The organism is Jannaschia sp. M317 (assembly GCF_025141175.1).
Classification (GTDB): domain Bacteria; phylum Pseudomonadota; class Alphaproteobacteria; order Rhodobacterales; family Rhodobacteraceae; genus Jannaschia.
Window position 1 is genome coordinate 2,526,424 of record NZ_CP081155.1, and the last position, 17,271, is coordinate 2,543,694.

At 62.3% G+C, this 17,271-nt stretch carries 20 protein-coding genes; 18 read left to right on the plus strand and 2 right to left on the minus strand.

Annotation, left to right across the window (positions count from 1 at the left end):
- The first annotated feature begins 43 nt into the window (after positions 1 to 43).
- Genes phnE (K3551_RS12815) through K3551_RS12830 form a run of 4 tightly spaced genes read left to right on the plus strand, consistent with a single transcriptional unit; the run spans position 44 to position 3,490 of the window.
- On the plus strand, positions 44 to 919 hold the full coding sequence (gene phnE, locus K3551_RS12815) for a phosphonate ABC transporter, permease protein PhnE (protein ID WP_259913788.1): 876 nt from the start codon (positions 44 to 46) through the stop codon (positions 917 to 919).
- Positions 916 to 2,229 (plus strand): phosphonate ABC transporter, permease protein PhnE, encoded by a 1,314-nt coding sequence (gene phnE / locus K3551_RS12820; protein ID WP_259913791.1) that lies wholly within the window; start codon positions 916 to 918, stop codon positions 2,227 to 2,229. The genes phnE (K3551_RS12815) and phnE (K3551_RS12820) overlap by 4 nt, the downstream gene beginning before the upstream one ends.
- Positions 2,229 to 2,870: an SDR family NAD(P)-dependent oxidoreductase gene (locus K3551_RS12825; RefSeq protein WP_259913793.1), complete on the plus strand. Its 642-nt coding sequence runs from the start codon at positions 2,229 to 2,231 to the stop codon at positions 2,868 to 2,870. The genes phnE (K3551_RS12820) and K3551_RS12825 overlap by 1 nt, the downstream gene beginning before the upstream one ends.
- Positions 2,871 to 2,872: 2 nt before the next feature.
- Positions 2,873 to 3,490, plus strand: coding sequence for a DapH/DapD/GlmU-related protein (locus K3551_RS12830; protein ID WP_259913796.1), 618 nt, complete (start codon positions 2,873 to 2,875; stop codon positions 3,488 to 3,490).
- 122 nt (positions 3,491 to 3,612) lie between these two features.
- Here K3551_RS12830 and phnF read toward each other — a convergent pair whose 3' ends face one another.
- Entirely contained in the window at positions 3,613 to 4,332 is a 720-nt protein-coding gene (phnF, locus tag K3551_RS12835; RefSeq protein WP_259913799.1) for a phosphonate metabolism transcriptional regulator PhnF, read from the minus strand.
- An 82-nt stretch (positions 4,333 to 4,414) separates the two neighbouring features.
- On the opposite strand from phnF, the gene phnG reads away from it, so the two are divergent.
- The 8 genes from phnG (at position 4,415) to K3551_RS12875 (ending at position 10,179) form a co-directional block, all read left to right on the plus strand.
- On the plus strand, positions 4,415 to 4,870 hold the full coding sequence (gene phnG / locus K3551_RS12840; RefSeq protein WP_259919602.1) for a phosphonate C-P lyase system protein PhnG: 456 nt from the start codon (positions 4,415 to 4,417) through the stop codon (positions 4,868 to 4,870).
- Positions 4,870 to 5,433, plus strand: a complete 564-nt coding sequence (gene phnH, locus K3551_RS12845) for a phosphonate C-P lyase system protein PhnH (protein WP_259913801.1) — start codon at positions 4,870 to 4,872, stop codon at positions 5,431 to 5,433. The genes phnG and phnH overlap by 1 nt, the downstream gene beginning before the upstream one ends.
- On the plus strand, positions 5,433 to 6,521 hold the full coding sequence (locus K3551_RS12850) for a carbon-phosphorus lyase complex subunit PhnI (RefSeq protein WP_259913802.1): 1,089 nt from the start codon (positions 5,433 to 5,435) through the stop codon (positions 6,519 to 6,521). The genes phnH and K3551_RS12850 overlap by 1 nt, the downstream gene beginning before the upstream one ends.
- Positions 6,518 to 7,117: an HAD family phosphatase gene (locus K3551_RS12855; protein ID WP_259913805.1), complete on the plus strand. Its 600-nt coding sequence runs from the start codon at positions 6,518 to 6,520 to the stop codon at positions 7,115 to 7,117. Before K3551_RS12850 ends, K3551_RS12855 begins: the two co-directional genes overlap by 4 nt.
- A gap of 244 nt (positions 7,118 to 7,361) precedes the next feature.
- On the plus strand, positions 7,362 to 8,168 hold the full coding sequence (locus tag K3551_RS12860) for an alpha-D-ribose 1-methylphosphonate 5-phosphate C-P-lyase PhnJ (protein ID WP_259919604.1): 807 nt from the start codon (positions 7,362 to 7,364) through the stop codon (positions 8,166 to 8,168).
- Complete coding sequence (phnK, locus tag K3551_RS12865) at positions 8,165 to 8,935, plus strand: phosphonate C-P lyase system protein PhnK (protein WP_259913808.1); 771 nt, start codon at positions 8,165 to 8,167, stop codon at positions 8,933 to 8,935. The genes K3551_RS12860 and phnK overlap by 4 nt, the downstream gene beginning before the upstream one ends.
- A 3-nt stretch (positions 8,936 to 8,938) precedes the next feature.
- On the plus strand, positions 8,939 to 9,622 hold the full coding sequence (gene phnL, locus K3551_RS12870; RefSeq protein WP_259913809.1) for a phosphonate C-P lyase system protein PhnL: 684 nt from the start codon (positions 8,939 to 8,941) through the stop codon (positions 9,620 to 9,622).
- Positions 9,623 to 9,693: 71 nt separating this feature from the next.
- Positions 9,694 to 10,179, plus strand: a complete 486-nt coding sequence (locus K3551_RS12875; protein ID WP_259913810.1) for a phosphonate metabolism protein/1,5-bisphosphokinase (PRPP-forming) PhnN — start codon at positions 9,694 to 9,696, stop codon at positions 10,177 to 10,179.
- On the opposite strand, the gene K3551_RS12880 is transcribed toward K3551_RS12875, so the two are convergent.
- Positions 10,161 to 10,832 carry a DUF1045 domain-containing protein gene (locus K3551_RS12880; protein ID WP_259913813.1) on the minus strand — a complete coding sequence of 224 codons (672 nt, stop codon included), beginning with the start codon at positions 10,830 to 10,832 and terminating at the stop codon, positions 10,161 to 10,163. The two genes, K3551_RS12875 and K3551_RS12880, sit on opposite strands and share 19 nt — an antisense overlap.
- Between K3551_RS12880 and K3551_RS12885 the strand changes: the two genes are divergently transcribed.
- The 6 genes from K3551_RS12885 to K3551_RS12910 all read left to right on the plus strand — a co-directional run bounded on the left by K3551_RS12885 (position 10,831) and on the right by K3551_RS12910 (position 17,233).
- Positions 10,831 to 12,024: an alpha-D-ribose 1-methylphosphonate 5-triphosphate diphosphatase gene (locus K3551_RS12885; RefSeq protein WP_409197377.1), complete on the plus strand. Its 1,194-nt coding sequence runs from the start codon at positions 10,831 to 10,833 to the stop codon at positions 12,022 to 12,024. The genes K3551_RS12880 and K3551_RS12885 overlap by 2 nt on opposite strands.
- Before the next feature lie 103 nt (positions 12,025 to 12,127).
- Positions 12,128 to 12,997, plus strand: a complete 870-nt coding sequence (locus tag K3551_RS12890; protein ID WP_259913818.1) for a PhnD/SsuA/transferrin family substrate-binding protein — start codon at positions 12,128 to 12,130, stop codon at positions 12,995 to 12,997.
- Positions 12,990 to 13,808 (plus strand): phosphonate ABC transporter ATP-binding protein, encoded by an 819-nt coding sequence (locus K3551_RS12895; RefSeq protein ID WP_259913820.1) that lies wholly within the window; start codon positions 12,990 to 12,992, stop codon positions 13,806 to 13,808. Before K3551_RS12890 ends, K3551_RS12895 begins: the two co-directional genes overlap by 8 nt.
- Positions 13,801 to 14,619 (plus strand): phosphonate ABC transporter, permease protein PhnE, encoded by an 819-nt coding sequence (gene phnE, locus K3551_RS12900; RefSeq protein WP_259913824.1) that lies wholly within the window; start codon positions 13,801 to 13,803, stop codon positions 14,617 to 14,619. The genes K3551_RS12895 and phnE (K3551_RS12900) overlap by 8 nt, the downstream gene beginning before the upstream one ends.
- A gap of 185 nt (positions 14,620 to 14,804) precedes the next feature.
- Positions 14,805 to 16,010 carry an alpha-D-ribose 1-methylphosphonate 5-triphosphate diphosphatase gene (locus K3551_RS12905; RefSeq protein WP_259913827.1) on the plus strand — a complete coding sequence of 402 codons (1,206 nt, stop codon included), beginning with the start codon at positions 14,805 to 14,807 and terminating at the stop codon, positions 16,008 to 16,010.
- Entirely contained in the window at positions 16,007 to 17,233 is a 1,227-nt protein-coding gene (locus K3551_RS12910; RefSeq protein ID WP_259913839.1) for an MFS transporter, read from the plus strand. Before K3551_RS12905 ends, K3551_RS12910 begins: the two co-directional genes overlap by 4 nt.
- Positions 17,234 to 17,271 lie beyond the last annotated feature (38 nt).

A 17,271-nucleotide genomic window follows, 5' to 3' on the forward strand; every position in this document is an offset into this window, starting at 1 on the left:
AGCCCCTCGGGGCTGCCGGACTTATTTTGTCCGGGGGCCTTCGATGGCAGACGTATCACTTGGCGGCGCGGCACAGTCCGTGGTGGGCATACAGTCCGCCTACATGGCGCAGGTCCAGCGCCGCAGGCTCTATGGCGGTTTGACCCTGCTGATATTTGTCGTCCTCATGGTGTCGGGTTTCACCATCGCCGATGATCGCAACGCAGGCGGTTTCTGGAATGGCTTGCATCAGGTGGGCGACTATCCCGCCGACGTTCTGTCCGAAGCATGGGCGAAACGCGCGGATCTGCCCGGCCTGATCGTGAAATACTTTCCGGCCCTTGTGGAAACCATCAACATCGCTGCCGTATCCACCTTGATCGGGGCAATTGGCGGGCTGTTCCTGTCTCTGCTCGGCACGCGCGGTCTGGCCCTCTGGCCCCGCTTGATCCCGGTGTTTCGCCGTATCTCGGACATCATGCGCGCTGTCCCGGAGATCGTCATCGCGCTGGTGCTGATCTTCGTCCTGGGTGGGGGGCCTGTCCCCGCGATGATCGCCATCGCCATTCATACGGCTGGCGCACTGGGCAAGATGTTCTCTGAGGTGGCGGAAAACGCCGATCTGAAACCGGTCGAGGGGCTCGCTTCTACTGGTGCCACGTGGTCGCAACGGATGCTGCTGGGTGTGCTGCCGCAGGTTGCCCCGAACTACGTGAGCTACACATTGCTGCGGTTCGAGATCAACATCCGCGCCTCTGCAATTCTCGGCTTTGTCGGTGCCGGGGGCCTCGGCTACGAGCTGCGCAATTCCATGGCCTGGGGGCCGGGCCGCTTTGACGAGGCCGCCGCGATTTTCATCCTGCTGTTCGGCACGATCGTGTTCTTCGATCAAGTCTCTAGCCGCTACCGAAACCGACTGACCGAGGGGCAAGGCCAATGACCGCGATTGATCTGGACGCGACCAAGTTCGAAGCTGAAAAACTGTTTCAACGCAAGCGCATGATCGGTTTTGGCATCCCTGCCGTCATTGCCGTCTATCTGGTTTACATCTTCTTCGCCTTCAACCTGCAGGGCCTGGCGGGCCGGGCCAATCTGGAAAACGCAATCACGCTCGCGTCGGACAGTTGGTCCCACAAAGTCCATGTCACCCGCGACAACCGCTCGGGCGAGATCACATATGCCGTCGAGGGCGAGCGTAAGGGCACCTATCCCGATGGCATGCGGCCCGATTGGGTCAGCGGGCAAGAGATCCTCACCATTGATCTGGGTGCCGATCACATCGTGCGCTACCTGCCGGAAAACCGGACTGAAATCGAGATCCCCGGCTTTCAGTTGATCGAAGTCCAGGCCCAGGGACGCAGCCTTCTGGCCAACCTGCCCGACGATCTGCCCGACTGGATTTCCGCCTCGAACCGCCGCATCGGGATCACGACGCCCGAGGGCCGCATCACGCTTACCGGGGCCCGGACCGAGGTATTCAACTATTTCCCCGGATGGGAGCTGTTCTGGTTCACGCTCGATAGCCCCTATCACGGCCATGGCATCGGGACGATCCTGTTCGGTGACCGTCTGGACCCCGCGCGATCAAACATTTCGGGGGCCATCCACGACTGGTGGAACAACGCCATGTGGCGCCACAAAGACGTGGCCTGGGCGATTGGTGAAACGATCCTGATGGCGTTCCTTGGCACGATGGGGGCTGCGATCATCGCGCTGCCGCTTGGCTTTCTGGCGGCCAAACGTTTCTCGCCCATCATGCTGCTCCGCGCTGCGACGCGCCGGCTGTTCGATTTCGTACGCGGTGTCGATGCGCTGATCTGGACAGTGGTTCTGGCCCGTGCCTTTGGCCCCGGTCCGCTGACCGGCGCATTGGCGATCCTGATCACCGACACTGGCACCTTCGGCAAGATCTTCTCCGAAGCGCTTGAGAATGTGGACCAAAAACAGATCGAAGGGATCTCCTCGACTGGTGCGAAACCGCTGCAACGCTACCGGTTTGGCGTCATTCCGCAACTGGTGCCGGTGCTGCTGGCCCAAATCCTCTACTTCCTGGAGTCCAACACGCGTTCCGCCACCATCATCGGTGCAATCACCGGCGGAGGCATCGGCCTGATGCTGACCCAGGCGATCCAGACGCAGAAGGATTGGGAAGAAGTCGCCTATTACATCGTCCTGATCATCGCCATGGTGATGTTCATGGATTGGTTTTCGGGATGGCTGCGTGGCAAGCTGATCGGGCGCAAGGATTGATGGCGCGGATTCTAGTTACTGGCACCAATCGAGGGATCGGAGCGGCGCTTTTCAGAAATGCACAAGCGGCTGGTCACGAACCGATGGGGACAACCCGCGACGGGCGCGATCAAACCGTCGCCCTGACCCTGGATGATCCGGACACCATTGCTACACAGCTTGCTGAAATTGGCCCACTGGACATATTGATCAACAATGCAGGCGTCATCACGCCTGCGAGGCAGTGGCCATTGGACATGGACTTCCAAGGTTTTTCCCATTGCCTGTCCGTGAACGCGATTGCCCCATTGGCCGTTGCCCAAGCCGTTCTGCCTCGGCTGCGTGAAAGTGCGGCCCCGAAGATCCTGACGATCTCGTCCCAGATGGCGTGGATGGGATATCGAAAGGCGGATCGCATTGCGTATCGCGCATCCAAGGCCGCAGTCAACAAGGTGATGCAGGGCTTGGCGACGGCGCTGGAACCCGAAGGCATTCCAGTGGCTTTGGTCGATCCCGGCTGGGTTCGCACGGACATGGGCGGCGCCGCAGCCGACGAAGATCCCGACGAGGTCGCGAAGGGCATCCTGGCCATCGCTGAACGCCTGACAATCCAGGACACCGGAAAGTTCTTTCGCTTTACCGGAGAAGAAAGAGAATTCTGAAAATGCCTCGCCTATCCGCCGATACCCCCTTTATCCACCCCGAGTGCGAGATCACGAATAGCAGGTTTGGCGCATTCGTCGAAATCGGCAAAGGCAGCCGTGTCTCGCATTCGGTTTTCGGCGACTACAGCTATTGCGACCGTTACGCCGACGTCGCCAATGCACAGATCGGAAAGTTCGCCAATATCGCCGCCTTTTCGCGCATCGGAGCTACGGATCACCCACTGGGTACCGCCGCATGTCACCACTTCCTGTATCGGTCACACGACTATTGGGAGGATGCGACAAACGACGAGGATTTCTTTGCGCATCGCAAATCCCGTATCGCGCGCATTGGTCATGATACCTGGATCGGGGCCGGGGCGATGATCAAGCCAGAGGTCACTCTGGGTGACGGTGCGGTTGTGGCCGCGGGGGCCGTTGTGACCAAGGATGTAGACCCCTACACCATCGTGGCCGGCGCGCCGGCCAAACCCTTGCGCCAACGCCAGCCGCGCGAAATTGCCGACCGGCTCATCGCGCTGGCCTGGTGGGATTGGTCCCACGATGCGCTGCGTGTGGCGCTCAAGGATTTCCGTGCCCTCGATGCGGAAACCTTTCTTGATCGGTACGATGGCTGACGACGTGCAACATCGGCTAGACGAGGTTTAGCGCAGCCATCGGCCCCTGCATGGGTCGCTGCAGGACCGGGGCCTGCCCTGGCGGACAAAGGACATGGCCTGGCCGCGGATCAGGGCCGGGCCTACCCCCCGAGCGTCAGGGTCACGCGATCTCCGGCGAACCATGTCCGGCCGTATTCGACCGGCGCGCCTTGTGCGCTTTGGTTGACGCTCGATGATCTCAACAACGGATCGCCTTCGGCCACCTGCAGCAACAGTGCATTGGTCGCGGTGGCACGGACAGCCGTCAAACGGGTCGAGACCCGTATGTAGTCGTCGACGCCTACCCGGAGCAGCGCTTGCGTCACGCTGCTGGTTGCCCGCAATGCAGCAGGGATCCCAGGAAGACGCCCCAGGGGGAACAGACTTTCGAACACGGCAATCGGCTGACCATCCGCCAGCGAAAGACCGTGATAGGCACAGACCGGATCGCCCGCTTCTATCTGCAGCGCGTGGGCCTCGCCCCTCGTTGCCGCCCGCTCTTCCAAGGCCAGGACCCGCTTTTCGGGTCTGCGGCCAGCGGCGATCAGATTTTCGTGGAACCTGACCCGGTTGCCAATCGGATAGTCGGTTGGCGTTGCCGCCACAAAGGCCCCCGCCCCCCGACGGGTTCGGACAAGCCCCTCCTCGACCAATGCCGAGATGCCGTGGCGAACCGTATGGCGATTGACGCCAAACCGCTCCGCGAGGGCCGCCTCCGTCGGCAGCTTGTCACCGGGGCCATAGCGACCCTCGGCGATATCGCTGCGCAGGGCATCCGCGATGGCCTTCCAGATTGGGGTTTTGCCTGATCCGTTACGCAAATTTCACAAAACTCTTCTGTCGCTGCATCGCGATTACGATAAGATATGTATAGTTGTATATGAAACGGAAAAAGTTGTCGAGATGAAAGACACTCTGCATGAAAATGGTCCTCGCAAAGCCTGGATGAGCCTGCTGGCCAAGGCGCCAGAGGGCCGTGCAGCGGCTTTGCTGGATGCGGCAACTGTGCGCCCTGCGTTCACCTGGCTGCGTGCGCCAGAGATCGGCAGCACCATGGTCCGCGCCCGCGCCGGGGCGACGGGCGCGCCATTCAACCTGGGCGAGATGACGGTGACCCGCTGTGCGCTGACCTTGCAGACCGGCGAGGTTGGGCACGCCTATATCCAAGGGCGTCGCAAGGCCGATGCAGAGGCCGCGGCCTTGATTGACGCGCTCATGCAGACCGCTTTGGCGGACGATCTGCGCGTGTCCGTGCTTGATCCGTTGAAGACCGGACTGGACGCCGCAAAGGCCGCGCGCGCCGGCAAGGCCGCGGCCACGAAGGTCGAATTTTTCACCATGGCCCGAGGAGAAGACTGATGCAGGCTGAAACCCTCTCTGGCGGTTTCGCCGATCCAGCCATCGGGGCCTCCCACGCGTTCCGCAGCGTGATGGAGGCAATGGCACGTCCGGGCACCGTGCAGGACATGACCGGCGCCACGCCCCCTGCCCCGCTTTCACCCGCAGCAGGGGCCGTCTTGCTGACGCTTTGCGACGCCGAAACGCCGATCCATCTGGCCGGCGACGTCGACTGCGACGCGGTTCAGGCCTGGATCGCCTTTCATACCGGTGCGCCGCTGACTGGCCCGTCCCATTGCATGTTTGCCATTGGCACGTGGGGGGCGCTTGCGCCGATTTCAGCCTATCCCATCGGCACGTCCGAATACCCTGACCGCTCTGCCACGCTGATCGTGGAATGCCCCACGCTCGCGGCTGCGGGGGCGACCCTGACCGGTCCCGGCATCAAGGACCACGCGGCGCTGTCCCTGCCCGACGTGGCCACGTTCCAGTCCAACAGCGCGCTGTTCCCGCTTGGTCTCGACTTCATCCTGACCAGTGGCGACCGCATCGCGGCGCTGCCCCGAACGACGAAGGTGTCCTGATGTACGTCGCTGTCAAAGGTGGAGAGCGGGCGATCGAAAACGCCCATGCATGGCTGGCCGAAGAGCGCCGGGGCGATGCAGACATCGCCGAGCTGAGCATCGCGCAAATCCGCGAACAGCTGAGCCTGGCCATCAATCGCGTCATGGCCGAAGGCTCGCTTTTTGACCCTGATCTCGCTGCTCTCGCGATCAAGCAGGCACGCGGCGATCTGATCGAGGCTGTCTTCCTGATCCGGGCCTATCGCACCACGCTGCCCCGCTTCGGTGCGTCAAGACCGGTCGATACCGGTGCGATGGCCTGTGACAGACGCATCTCGGCCACGTTCAAGGACCTTCCTGGCGGTCAGGTCTTGGGGCCGACGTTCGACTACACCCACCGTCTGCTGGATTTCAAACTGGCCGCCGATGGCGACGTCCCCGAAGCCCCCAGCCGGGCGACAGATGCGGGCGACGTGCCACATGTGACCGAATTTCTGAACCGTGAGGGGCTGATCGAAGAGGCCCCGCAGGATGACACGCCGCCCCCTGACCTGACCCGAGAGCCGCTGGAAATGCCAGCGGACCGCGCCCTGCGGCTTCAGGCGCTGACCCGCGCTGACGAAGGCTTCATTCTTGGCTTGGCCTATTCGACGCAACGGGGATACGGGCGCAACCATGCGTTCGTGGGTGAGCTGCGGATCGGGTCGGTTCCCGTCGAAATGGAAATCCCCGAACTGGGCTTTGCCATCGAAATCGGGGACGTGACGCTGACCGAATGCGAAACGGTCAATCAGTTCACCGGCTCCAAGACCGAGCCACCTCAGTTTACGCGCGGCTATGGTCTGGTGTTCGGTCAGACCGAGCGCAAGGCGATCTCGATGGCCTTGGTCGATCGCGCGCTGCGGTGGGAAGAACTGGGCGAAGACAACGTCGGTGCCCCGGCACAGGACGCGGAGTTCGTGCTGTACCATGCGGATAATATCCAGGCGACGGGCTTCCTCGAACACATCAAGCTGCCGCACTACGTCGACTTTCAGTCCGAATTGGAACTGGTGCGCAAACTGCGCCGCGAGGCAGGTGCCGATCAGGTGCAGGAGGCCGCGGAATGACCGTCGATACGGTGGTTTTCGACATCGGTGGCGTGCTGGTGGATTGGCAGCCGCACCTGGCGTGGGTCGATGACCTTGATGACGCGGGCGCACGGGCCTTTCTGGGGCGGGTCGGGTTCGACAAGATCAATTTCGCCTGTGACGGCGGGGCGACCTTTGGACAGGCCGCAGGTCTGATCAAGGACCCGCAGGACGCGGCGTGGCTGGCGCAATACGTGGCGCGCTATACCCGCACCGTTCCCGATAAGCTGACCGAGACATGGGACATTCTGTATGCCCTCCGGGATCGGGGCGTGGCGCTTCATGCCATCACCAATTGGTCAGCCGAGACATGGCCCGAAGGCTTGAAGGTGCACCCCGAACTGGACCAGGTTTTCGGCACAACGGTCGTGTCCGGTCAGTTGGGCATCCTGAAACCCAGCACCGAAATCTACAGAACCTTGTGTCAACGGGCGCAGGTGCGTCCTGATCAATGTGTCTTTGTGGATGACGGGCTTCACAATTGCCTTGGCGCACAGGCGGCGGGCATGGACGCGATCCATTTCACTGGTGCCGCCTCCCTGCGCACAGAGCTAGCCACCAGAGGACTGCTGTAATGTGGTGCCAGACGCCCTCCGGACGTTGCGCGGGCAGGTGCGCCGGATCGGCCGCGTGCATCGATCAATCAGCCCCTCGAACCCTACATTTCGTCGGGCAGGACCGGTGCAAGACAGGTCAGGCTCCGCCCCCCAAAGCACGCGAAGACAACCATTTTCATGCGCCCCGCGAGAACTGCGAGACAGTCCTGTGACACATCAAGACGCCTACAATTTTGCTTACCTCGACGAACAGACCAAGCGGATGATCCGTCGTGCGATACTCAAGGGATTGGCCATCCCCGGCTATCAGGTTCCCTTCGCCTCGCGAGAGATGCCGATGCCCTATGGCTGGGGTACGGGCGGCGTGCAGGTGTCGGCAGCCGTGCTGACACCGGACGATACGTTCAAGGTGATTGATCAGGGGGCGGATGACACGACGAACGCAGTCTCGATCCGCACCTTTTTCGAACGCACGGCAGGGGTCGCCACGACCACGGCCACCAGCGACGCCACGGTGATCCAGACCCGCCACCGCATCCCCGAAGAACCACTGACCGAAGGCCAGATCCTGGTCTATCAGGTGCCGATCCCGGAACCGCTGCGTTTTCTTGAGCCGCGCGAAAGCGAGACCCGCAAGATGCACAGTCTTGAGGAATATGGGTTGATGCATGTGAAGCTCTATGAGGACATCAGTCGCCACGGGCACATCGCGACCTCCTATGCCTATCCGGTCAAGGTCGAGGGGCGCTATGTCATGGACCCCTCGCCAATTCCGAAATTCGACAATCCGAAACTGGCCGACATGGCCGCGATACAGCTTTTCGGGGCGGGCCGTGAGCAGCGGATTTACGCGTTGCCGCCCTATACCGAGGTCGTCAGCCTCGATTTCGAGGATCACCCGTTCGAGCCCTCCAAGGCCGATCACCCCTGCGGAATGTGCGCCGCGACCGACAGCTATCTCGACGAACTGATTATCGACGACGCAGGCGGGCGGATGTTCGTGTGCTCCGACACCGATTATTGCGAGGCCCGTCAGGCGGCGGGCCACAAGGGAAAGGACGCGGCATGACGCCTTTGCTGTCTGTTCAGGGCGTGACCAAACGCTATGGAACTCATATCGGCTGCGCGGATGTGTCGTTCGACCTATACCCCGGTGAGGTCATGGGCATTGTCGGCGAAAGCGGATCGGGCAAGTCGACCTTGCTGAACTGCCTGGCTGGGCATTTGGCCCCCGATGCGGGTCAGGTCGTGTTCGACACCCGCGCGCAAGGCCCCCGTGACACGATCACCATGTCAGAACCCGAGCGCAGAATGCTCGGCAGAACCGATTGGGCCTTTGTCCACCAGCACGCCCGCGACGGACTGCGCATGGGCGTCAGCGCCGGCGGCAATGTGGGCGAACGTCTGATGGCAGTGGGGGAACACCACTATGGCGACATTCGCGACAAGGCCACCGACTGGCTGGGACGGGTGGAAATCGATGCCGCGCGCGTCGATGACCGGCCCACAACCTTTTCAGGCGGCATGCAGCAGCGTTTGCAAATTGCCCGCAACCTGGTGACCGGGCCAAGGTTGGTTTTCATGGATGAACCCACCGGCGGGCTGGATGTGTCGGTTCAGGCGCGCCTGCTGGACCTTGTGCGCGGTCTGGTGCGGGACATGGGGCTGTCGGCCATCATCGTCACCCATGATCTGGCCGTGGTGCGCCTGCTGGCGGACCGGCTGATGGTCATGAAATCGGGCCATGTGGTCGAGGCGGGTCTGACCGACCAGGTGCTGGACGATCCACAGCATGCCTATAGCCAGCTTCTTGTCAGCTCTGTTTTGCAGGTGTGAGCCATGATTGAACTACGAAATGTGTCAAAGACGTTTACCCTGCACAATCAGGGGAGCGCCGTTATCGAAGTGATCAACGACGTGTCCTTTGCCATCGGCAAAGGCGAATGCGTGGCGCTGACCGGCGCCTCGGGTGCCGGGAAATCCACGCTGATGCGGATGATCTACGGCAACTATCTGACCCAGGCGGGCGAGATCCTCATCGGAGATGTCGACCTGGTCCAGGCCGAACCGCGCGAGGTGATCGCGCTGCGCCGCGAGGTGTTGGGCTATGTCAGTCAGTTCCTGCGCATCGTGCCCCGCGTGCCGACGCTGGATGTTGTCGCCGAACCGCTGCGCGCGGTGGGTGTCCCGGCCGCCGAGGCACAGGACCGCGCCCGCGCCCTGCTCGGTCAACTCAACATTCCCGAACGGCTCTGGTCCCTGTCGCCCACCACTTTCTCGGGTGGCGAGCAGCAGCGCGTGAACATCGCGCGCGGGTTTGCGCATCCCTACCCAGCGATGTTGCTGGACGAGCCAACCGCAAGCCTTGATGCGGCCAATCGTGAGGTGGTGCTTTCGCTGATCGAAACGGCCAAGACACGCGGCGCGGCCATCATCGGCATCTTCCACGACGAGGCAGCGCGGGACCGGGTCTGCGACCGCGAAATCGACGTCAGCCAATATACCCCACAGGTCGCCGCATGATGCGTGGGTCACTGTCTGGGGGACGCCTTGTCGCGGTCGTCGGTCCATCCGGTGTTGGCAAGGACAGCGTCATGGCGGGCCTGCAGGCTGCCTTGCCGAACGTGCATCTGGTGCGCCGGGTGACCACGCGCGCGCCGGGTCTTGGCGGCGAAGACTATGACGCGGTGACGGACGCGCAATTCGGAACCTTGGTCGAAGACGGGGCCTTTGCGGTGCACTGGCAGGCGCATGGGCTGCGTTACGGCCTCCCGGTCGGGATCAATGTCAGCCTTGGCAAGGGCATCGATTGCCTTGCCAACTTCTCTCGCAAGGCTTTGCCCCATGCAGCCGAGATCTTTCCGCGCCTCGTCGTCCTCAATATCACCGCGCGGCCTGAAACCCTCGCAAGGCGTCTGACGGAACGCGCGCGCGAGACAGAGGTGGAGATTGCCAAACGCCTGGCGCAGGCAGACAAGCCCCTGCCGTCAGGTCTTGAGGTGATCCATCTGCCCAACGACGGCCCGCTGCCTGATACCGTGGCGCGGGCTGCGGCCCTGCTTCAACCCGCAAGTGTGTAGCGGTGCAGCATCTCGAAATGGCCATCGGCCCGCTCACCGCACAAGGCGATCTGGTCCACGACGAAGGGTGCGGGCAAATCCGGCAGGCTGTGCCGCACCGCCTGCGTCCACCGGGAAATGGTGTCTTCAGGCAGGCGCCCCGAAAGGGTCAGATGAAACCGGAACTCCTCCATGACATAGGGGTATCCCCATCGTGTCAGCAGCGCATCCTGGCGCGCGCTCAACCCTGCCGCGCGCCTGCGGGCCAGCTCCGCCTCCGGAGGCGGGTCGCGGAACGCGTCGAGGTCGGTCACACAGGCTTCTGCGACCTGCCCGAGGGAGTGTGTGTCCCCCATGGGTGTCAGCGCCAGAAACCGGCCAATCGTCATCAGATCAAGACGGTCGCAGATCGCAGGGCGCAGCGAGACCGCCAGGTCCGATACCGCCTTTTCCAGTCCTTCGACCGTTTGGGTCTTGGCCAGGCGAAAGGGCGGTTTCAACGTTCCATGAAATCCGTATTTGCGCGGTGTCATCGTGATGTCACGCAAACCCGGCAGATCGGGTTGGCGCGCCGCGCAGCCCCGCACGACATCCCAGCCCAGCCAGGCAGCACCGAAATCGGCCAGCGGCCCCTCTGCCGGTATATAGTAGATCGCAAATCGAGAGTATGACATGAATTCCCCTTTTCCCACGTCGTCTTTGGCAAAGGCTTGTGACGTCGATATGTCAGCAGATCTGTGTCTCGCCAATGCGCAGCTGGTGTTGCCCGATCAGGTCATCACCGGTTCGGTCACGATCGAAAATGGCGTCATCTCAGACCTGGCTGAGGGCGATCACGTGCCGAGCGGGGCGCTGGATTGCGCCGGGGATCTGATCCTGCCCGGTCTGGTGGAGCTTCATACCGACAACGTCGAGCGCCATATCGAGCCCCGACCAGAGGTGGATTGGCCCCATCTGCCTGCGCTGATCGCCCATGACGCCGAACTGGCCTCGACGGGTATCACAACCGTCTTTGACGCCTTGCGCGTCGGATCCATCCACAGCGGCAAGGCACGCTACAGCGATTATGCCCGCAAACTGGCCAACGAACTTCTGGCTGCGCGGGCTGCGGGCTTTTTCAAGATCAGCCACTTCCTGCACCTTCGGGCCGAGATTTGTTCCGAGACGTTGCTGGAGGAATTGGCAGCCTTTGGTCCGCAAGACCGGGTCGGCATCGTCAGCCTGATGGACCACACGCCGGGCCAACGCCAGTTCCGGGATCTGACCGCGCTGAAAACTTATGTCGCGAAAAAGCGCGGCCTGAATGACGCAGAGTTTGCCGACCATGTGGAAAACCTGATCGACCTGCAGAAACGCTTTGGCGCCGCGCACGAAGTTGGGTCCGTCAAGGAGGCTGTGCGCCTTGGCGCGGTGCTTGCCAGCCACGATGACACGACAGCGGACCACGTCGAAACCTCGGCCGCAAACGGCGTGGGCTTCGCCGAGTTTCCGACAACGGTTGAGGCGGCAGAAGCCTGCCGCGCCCATGGGATCGCCGTGATGATGGGTGCACCGAACCTGATCCGGGGCGGATCGCATTCCGGAAACGTCGCGGCCCACGACCTTGCCAAGGCCAATCTTCTTGACATCGTCTCGTCGGACTATGTGCCGTCGGCGCTGCTTTTGTCGGCCTTCCGCCTTGCCGATATCTGGAATGACCTGCCCCGCGCCATTGCCACGGTGACCCGCAACCCAGCGGAAGCGGTACGGCTGCGCGATCGCGGTGCCTTGCGGACCGGCCTGCGCGGAGATGTTCTGCGGGTGCGCAAGATCGACCAGACCCCCCTGCTGCGCGGTGTCTGGAGCCAGGGGAACAAAGTCGGCTGATCCATCCGGGTCTTTGTCCACAGTCACACAGACTTCATGAAACCGTAGCCTCAACGGCATGCAAAGCCCCCATTCAACCGGTTGAATGAAACTGGAGGGTGCAATGAAACTCAAATCTCTTTTGGTGGGCGTCGGCCTGGCCGCTGTTTCTGCTTTTGGGGCTGCGGCCGAAAACTGGAAACTCGCCGTCACGGACGTCGAAGGCATGGAGCGTCTGCAGCTGGAGTGGGGTCCGTTCAAGGACGCACTCGAGGCGGCCACGGGCGACACGTTTGAATTCTACGCGGTGAATTCGCGCACGGCTGCGGCCGAGGCCCTGCGCGGCGAGACCGTGGACTTCGTGGTTTCCGGCCCGGCGGAATACGTGGTCATCAACAAGCTGACCAACGCCGCGCCGCTGATCGGCCTAGGCCGCCCTGACTATCATTGCGCCATAATCGTGCTGGCAGACAGCGGCATCAACCTGCCTGCTGATCTGGTCGGCAAGAAAGTCGCCTTTGGCGACATCGGCTCGACCTCCAACATGCTCTGCCCGATGCAGACCCTGGCCGACCATGGCGTCGACCCGGTCAACGACATCGAAAAGACCCACACCTCGCGCAACATCGCCTTTGAGGCGCTGAAGAACGGCGATGTCGCGGCACTTGGCATGAACGCGGGAACATTCCTCGGGGTTCGCAATGGCCAGACAGAGCTGCCCTATGGCTACTTCAAGATGATCGCGCGTTCGGGGGATCTGCCCAACGACATGATCATGGTCGGGGCCCATGTGCCAGCCGACGCGGCCATGGCAGTGCGTGACGCAATCCTTGATAACAAGGCGCAGATCATCGCGGGCATCACCGCCCACGAAGAGAACGACAAGTATGTCGGCATGGATCTCGTGGCGATCGAGGACAGCGCCTACGACTACGTGCGGTCCATGTATACGAACGCCGGATACCCTCAGTTCGACAATTTCATCGGTGACTGATCTTTTGCAGGAATACCGGGCGGCACCTGAGGTGCCGTCTGCGCAAACCGGGGTGGCTTTCGCCCCGGTTTCGCCTGTTGATATCGAGGTGCGCGCGCTGGCCAAGCGGTTTGGCGACACACCGATCTTTTCTGATGTCAGCTTTCGCCTTGCGCGCGGAGAGGCCACAGCGCTTGTCGGTGCCAACGGAACAGGAAAATCGACCTTGCTGCGGTGCATGATGGGCCTGATCCCGACCTCTGCCGGCAGCGTGCAACTGTTGGGAATGCAGGCAAATGCATCCAGCAAGGGCGAGCTGCGCAGGATCCGCAAACAAGTCGGGCTTGTATCGCAAAAACCCAACCTGGTGCCCCGGCTTTCGGTCTTGACCAACGTCCTGCACGGCCTTCTGGGCAAACATCCCGGTCCGCGCCACTGGAGCCACACCCTCGCCCCGCAATCCTCTCGGGTTGCGGCCATGGAGGCGTTGGAACGGGTCGGCCTGGCGGATTTCGCACAAAGACGCGCAGACAGGTTGTCGGGCGGCCAATCGCAACGCGTCGCCATCGCGCGTGCCATCGTTGGTGCGCCAAAGGTCTTGTTTGCCGATGAGCCCTGCGCCTCGCTTGATCCAAGCGCGGGCGAAGACGTGATGGAGCTGTTCTTCCGTCTGGTGCGCGACGATGATGTCACCGTTGTCTTCACCTCGCACAACATCGACCACGCATTGAAATATGGCGACCGGGTTCTGGGTCTTGCGCAGGGGCGCATTCAACTGGACGCAACCGCCAGTTCGCTCAGCGCCGCCGACCTGAGAGGTCTCTATGACTGACATCACGCGGCCACGATCGGACCTGACGCGGTTTGAGCGGCCGTCATCCATCGGGTTCCTGGGCTATGTTCTGGGTCTTTTCATCATCTTCTGGTGCCTTGCCGGTGCCGGTTTCTCGATTGAAAAAGTGGCCAATTCCCCTGCCCGGTTTGCAGATTTCGCCAGCCGCGCGTTCCCGCCCAATCTGGAACCACAGGTGCTGGCGCGGCTTGGCTGGAAAATGATCGAAACGCTGCAAATCGCCGTCGCCGGGGCTGTGATCGGGGTGATCCTGTCGGTGCCTGTCGCGTTGTTGGCGGCAAAGGGCCTGATTGCCGGACCTTGGGTAAACCAGATCACGCGCACGGCGCTCAGCTTTGTGCGCGCCGTGCCAGACATCGCATGGGCACTGGTATTCGTCGTGGCCGTGGGGCTTGGCCCCTTTGCGGGGATGCTGGCGATCGTGATCGACACCATCGGCTTTTGCGGGCGGTTCTTTGCAGACGACATGGAGGCCACCGACAAAGGCCCCGCCGAATGCCTGACGGCGACAGGCGCGCGCAGGATCGACGTGGTGGCATGTGCCACGATCCCCGGCAGCTTGCCCGCCTTTATCTCCACCTCGCTCTTTGCGCTGGAAAAGGCCGTGCGGTCCTCGACCATCCTTGGCCTTGTAGGAGCCGGAGGGATCGGGATCGAATTGAAGGTCGGCTTTGACCTGTTTGACTATCCCACGGCAATGACCGTGATCCTGATGATTGCGGTGGTGGTGATCGGCATCGAACAGGTCAGCGGCTGGGCACGCACCCGCATCATCGGAGAGCAGAGATGACGGTCGCTGGTACAGCACCAGAGCATCTGTGCGCGGCCCGAGGACGACAGACGGCATCCCCATCCTTTCTGCATCACCGCCCGTCTCATGCGCCTGTTCCAGGATTTGAATTGATGCGCGTCGCGACCAATCTGCCCGAAGACGACGCGGGCGGGCATTGGCAACTGAAACTGGAACGGTTCTGAATGATTACCTTTGAAGGGGCGCAGGTCTACCTGCCCAACGAGATTGCTGACACGACGGTCACGGTCATCGACGGCCAGATCGCCGAAATCGGCGGCCCGGCGCGTGGCGATGTGATCGACGCCCGCGGGCTGATATTGGCCCCTGCCCTGATCGATGTGCATGGCGATGCGTTTGAGCGACAATTGATGCCGCGCCCCGGCGTGTTCTTTCCCACTGAAACCGCCGTCATCGACACCGACCGTCAATTGGCAACCAACGGGATCGCAACCGCCTATCACGCCATCACCCTGGGGTGGGAGCCGGGCCTGCGCGATGTGACCCGCGGGCGCGATCTCATGCAGGCCATCCGCGATCTGGCACCCCGGCTGACGGTTGAAAATCGCGTGCAGCTTCGATGGGAAACCTACGCGTTCGAGGCCTTGGACGTCATTGAATGGGCCCTCAAGGGGGCTCTCTTGCCGTCGGTTGCCTTCAACGACCATACCTCCATGACCATGCGCGCCTATGATGTGCCAATCCAGGATCGTGCCTTTGAATTGTCGCCGGACTTTTCCATTGCGTCGCTGGATGATGCGAGAATGAAAAAGCGCACCGCGTCCAAGGCACATCGGGCGGGGCTGAGCGAGGCAGACTACATCGCGCTGCTGGGGCGCGTCTGGGATCGGCGCGGCGAGGTGCCGGATGCCATTGCAAACGTCGCGCGGATGGCGCGGGACGCCGGCGCGCCGATGCTGAGCCATGATGATACGAGGGCGGAAACCCGTGCCTATTTCCGCAGTCTTGGGGCGAAGGTCGCAGAGTTTCCGATGGTGATGGACGCGGCCAAGGCGGCCCGTGCGGGCGGGGATCCGATCATCTTCGGCGCGCCCAACGCCGCGCGCGGCGGCAGCCATATCGGCTCGCTCGGCGCGGGCGACATGGTAGAGGCGGGGCTGTGCGATGCGCTCGCTTCGGACTATTTCTATCCTGCGATGCTGGCCGCCATCGCCAAGCTAGAGGCAGAGCGTCGGGCGGATCGGCTGGCGCTTTGGCGGCTTGTCTCGACCGGCCCCGCGCGGGCGATGAACCTGCAGGATCGCGGCGAAATCGCAGTCGGCAAACGCGCCGATCTGGTCCTTGTGAACTGGCCTGACACCTCCGTGCCGTCCGTTCAGGGAACTTGGGTTGCGGGTCGTTGCGCCTATCGTGGTGTTCCTGCTGGATGAGGCTGCCGCACCTTGACCGAGATTACCTGCCTGCCGTCGGGTTGGGGATCACGCAGATCATAGGCTACGGCACCTTGATGTATGCCTATGCGGTGCTTTTGCCAGAAATGGCCAAGGATCTTGGCCTGACCCTGTCAGAGGTTTTCGCGGTCCTGTCCCTGGGCCTCTTCTTTGGTGGTCTGGCCTCTCCTGTCGCAGGAAAATTGGTGGACCGCTTCGGCGGCCGCTGGGTGATGACGTTGGGATCGGTCGTCGCCGGACTGGCCCTGATGGGGCTGAGCCAGGCCGAAGGGCGCGCCGGGCTTTTCGCAATGATCCTGCTGGCCGAAGGCGCGGGCATGTTTGTCCTCTACAACGTCGCCTTTGCAAGCGTCGCGCGTCTGGATCTGGGCGTGCCGCCACAGCGCCTGATTTCGGTGATCACGCTGTTCGGCGGCGTGGCTTCGACGATTTTCTGGCCGTTGACCCTGGCTCTGTTCGATCGGTTCGGGTGGCAGGTGACATGGGTCATCCTGGGCCTCGGCGCTCTGACCATCTGTCCGCCGATCCATTTTTTCGCCCTGCGTGGTCCTGAACGAAACGCCGCTGCGCCCAAACCGGCGAACACACCGGATTGGCCCGAATTGACCGGACGGCCGCGAAAGCAGGCGATGCTCTGGATGGTCATTTCCTTCGTCTTTTCGGGCTACTTGATGGGCGCTGTCATGACGCTTTGGGTGACCAACGTGCAGGACCAGGGCCATACGGCAGCCATCGCCGCCCTTGCGGGCGCAGTGATCGGTCCGTTCAAGACCGTGGGCCGGTTCTTTGAAATGCTGGTCAGCCGCAACATGTACCCGCTGAACACCTATGCAATCAGCCTCGGCCTGATGCTGTCGGGTTTCCTCGCCCTGTTGACCTTTGGATTTACCCTGCCCGGGCTTTTGCTGGCAGCCGCCTTTTACGGCATGGGAGACGGCATCAAGACGATCGCAGGCGGAACCCTGCCGCTGGCGCTGTTCGGGGCCAAGGGATACGGGGCGCGCCTGGGGTGGATTTCGTTTGTTCAGATGGGGATCAACGCTTCGGCGCCCTTTGCATTTGCCTGGGCGACACAGACCTATGGTGGTTGGTGGTCCTTTGCCGTGATGGCGATGTGCCTTTGCTGCGCAGTTGCGACCTACAGATTGATACCTGATCCAAGGAAATCTAGACAGCGGCCCTCGGGACCGGCACCTGCCTGATCGCGTCTGAGAATGCCGACCATCGCGATCGGCTGCTC

Coding starts and splice junctions, on each gene's coding strand:
- phnE (WP_259913788.1), top strand. CDS start 44: ATGGCAGACGTATCACTTGGCGGCGCGGCACAGTCCGTGGTGGGCATA.
- phnE (WP_259913791.1), top strand. CDS start 916: ATGACCGCGATTGATCTGGACGCGACCAAGTTCGAAGCTGAAAAACTG.
- K3551_RS12825 (WP_259913793.1), top strand. CDS start 2,229: ATGGCGCGGATTCTAGTTACTGGCACCAATCGAGGGATCGGAGCGGCG.
- K3551_RS12830 (WP_259913796.1), top strand. CDS start 2,873: ATGCCTCGCCTATCCGCCGATACCCCCTTTATCCACCCCGAGTGCGAG.
- phnG (WP_259919602.1), top strand. CDS start 4,415: ATGAAAGACACTCTGCATGAAAATGGTCCTCGCAAAGCCTGGATGAGC.
- phnH (WP_259913801.1), top strand. CDS start 4,870: ATGCAGGCTGAAACCCTCTCTGGCGGTTTCGCCGATCCAGCCATCGGG.
- K3551_RS12850 (WP_259913802.1), top strand. CDS start 5,433: ATGTACGTCGCTGTCAAAGGTGGAGAGCGGGCGATCGAAAACGCCCAT.
- K3551_RS12855 (WP_259913805.1), top strand. CDS start 6,518: ATGACCGTCGATACGGTGGTTTTCGACATCGGTGGCGTGCTGGTGGAT.
- K3551_RS12860 (WP_259919604.1), top strand. CDS start 7,362: ATGATCCGTCGTGCGATACTCAAGGGATTGGCCATCCCCGGCTATCAG.
- phnK (WP_259913808.1), top strand. CDS start 8,165: ATGACGCCTTTGCTGTCTGTTCAGGGCGTGACCAAACGCTATGGAACT.
- phnL (WP_259913809.1), top strand. CDS start 8,939: ATGATTGAACTACGAAATGTGTCAAAGACGTTTACCCTGCACAATCAG.
- K3551_RS12875 (WP_259913810.1), top strand. CDS start 9,694: ATGGCGGGCCTGCAGGCTGCCTTGCCGAACGTGCATCTGGTGCGCCGG.
- K3551_RS12885 (WP_409197377.1), top strand. CDS start 10,831: ATGAATTCCCCTTTTCCCACGTCGTCTTTGGCAAAGGCTTGTGACGTC.
- K3551_RS12880 (WP_259913813.1), bottom strand. CDS start 10,832: ATGTCATACTCTCGATTTGCGATCTACTATATACCGGCAGAGGGGCCG.
- K3551_RS12890 (WP_259913818.1), top strand. CDS start 12,128: ATGAAACTCAAATCTCTTTTGGTGGGCGTCGGCCTGGCCGCTGTTTCT.
- phnE (WP_259913824.1), top strand. CDS start 13,801: ATGACTGACATCACGCGGCCACGATCGGACCTGACGCGGTTTGAGCGG.
- K3551_RS12905 (WP_259913827.1), top strand. CDS start 14,805: ATGATTACCTTTGAAGGGGCGCAGGTCTACCTGCCCAACGAGATTGCT.
- K3551_RS12910 (WP_259913839.1), top strand. CDS start 16,007: ATGAGGCTGCCGCACCTTGACCGAGATTACCTGCCTGCCGTCGGGTTG.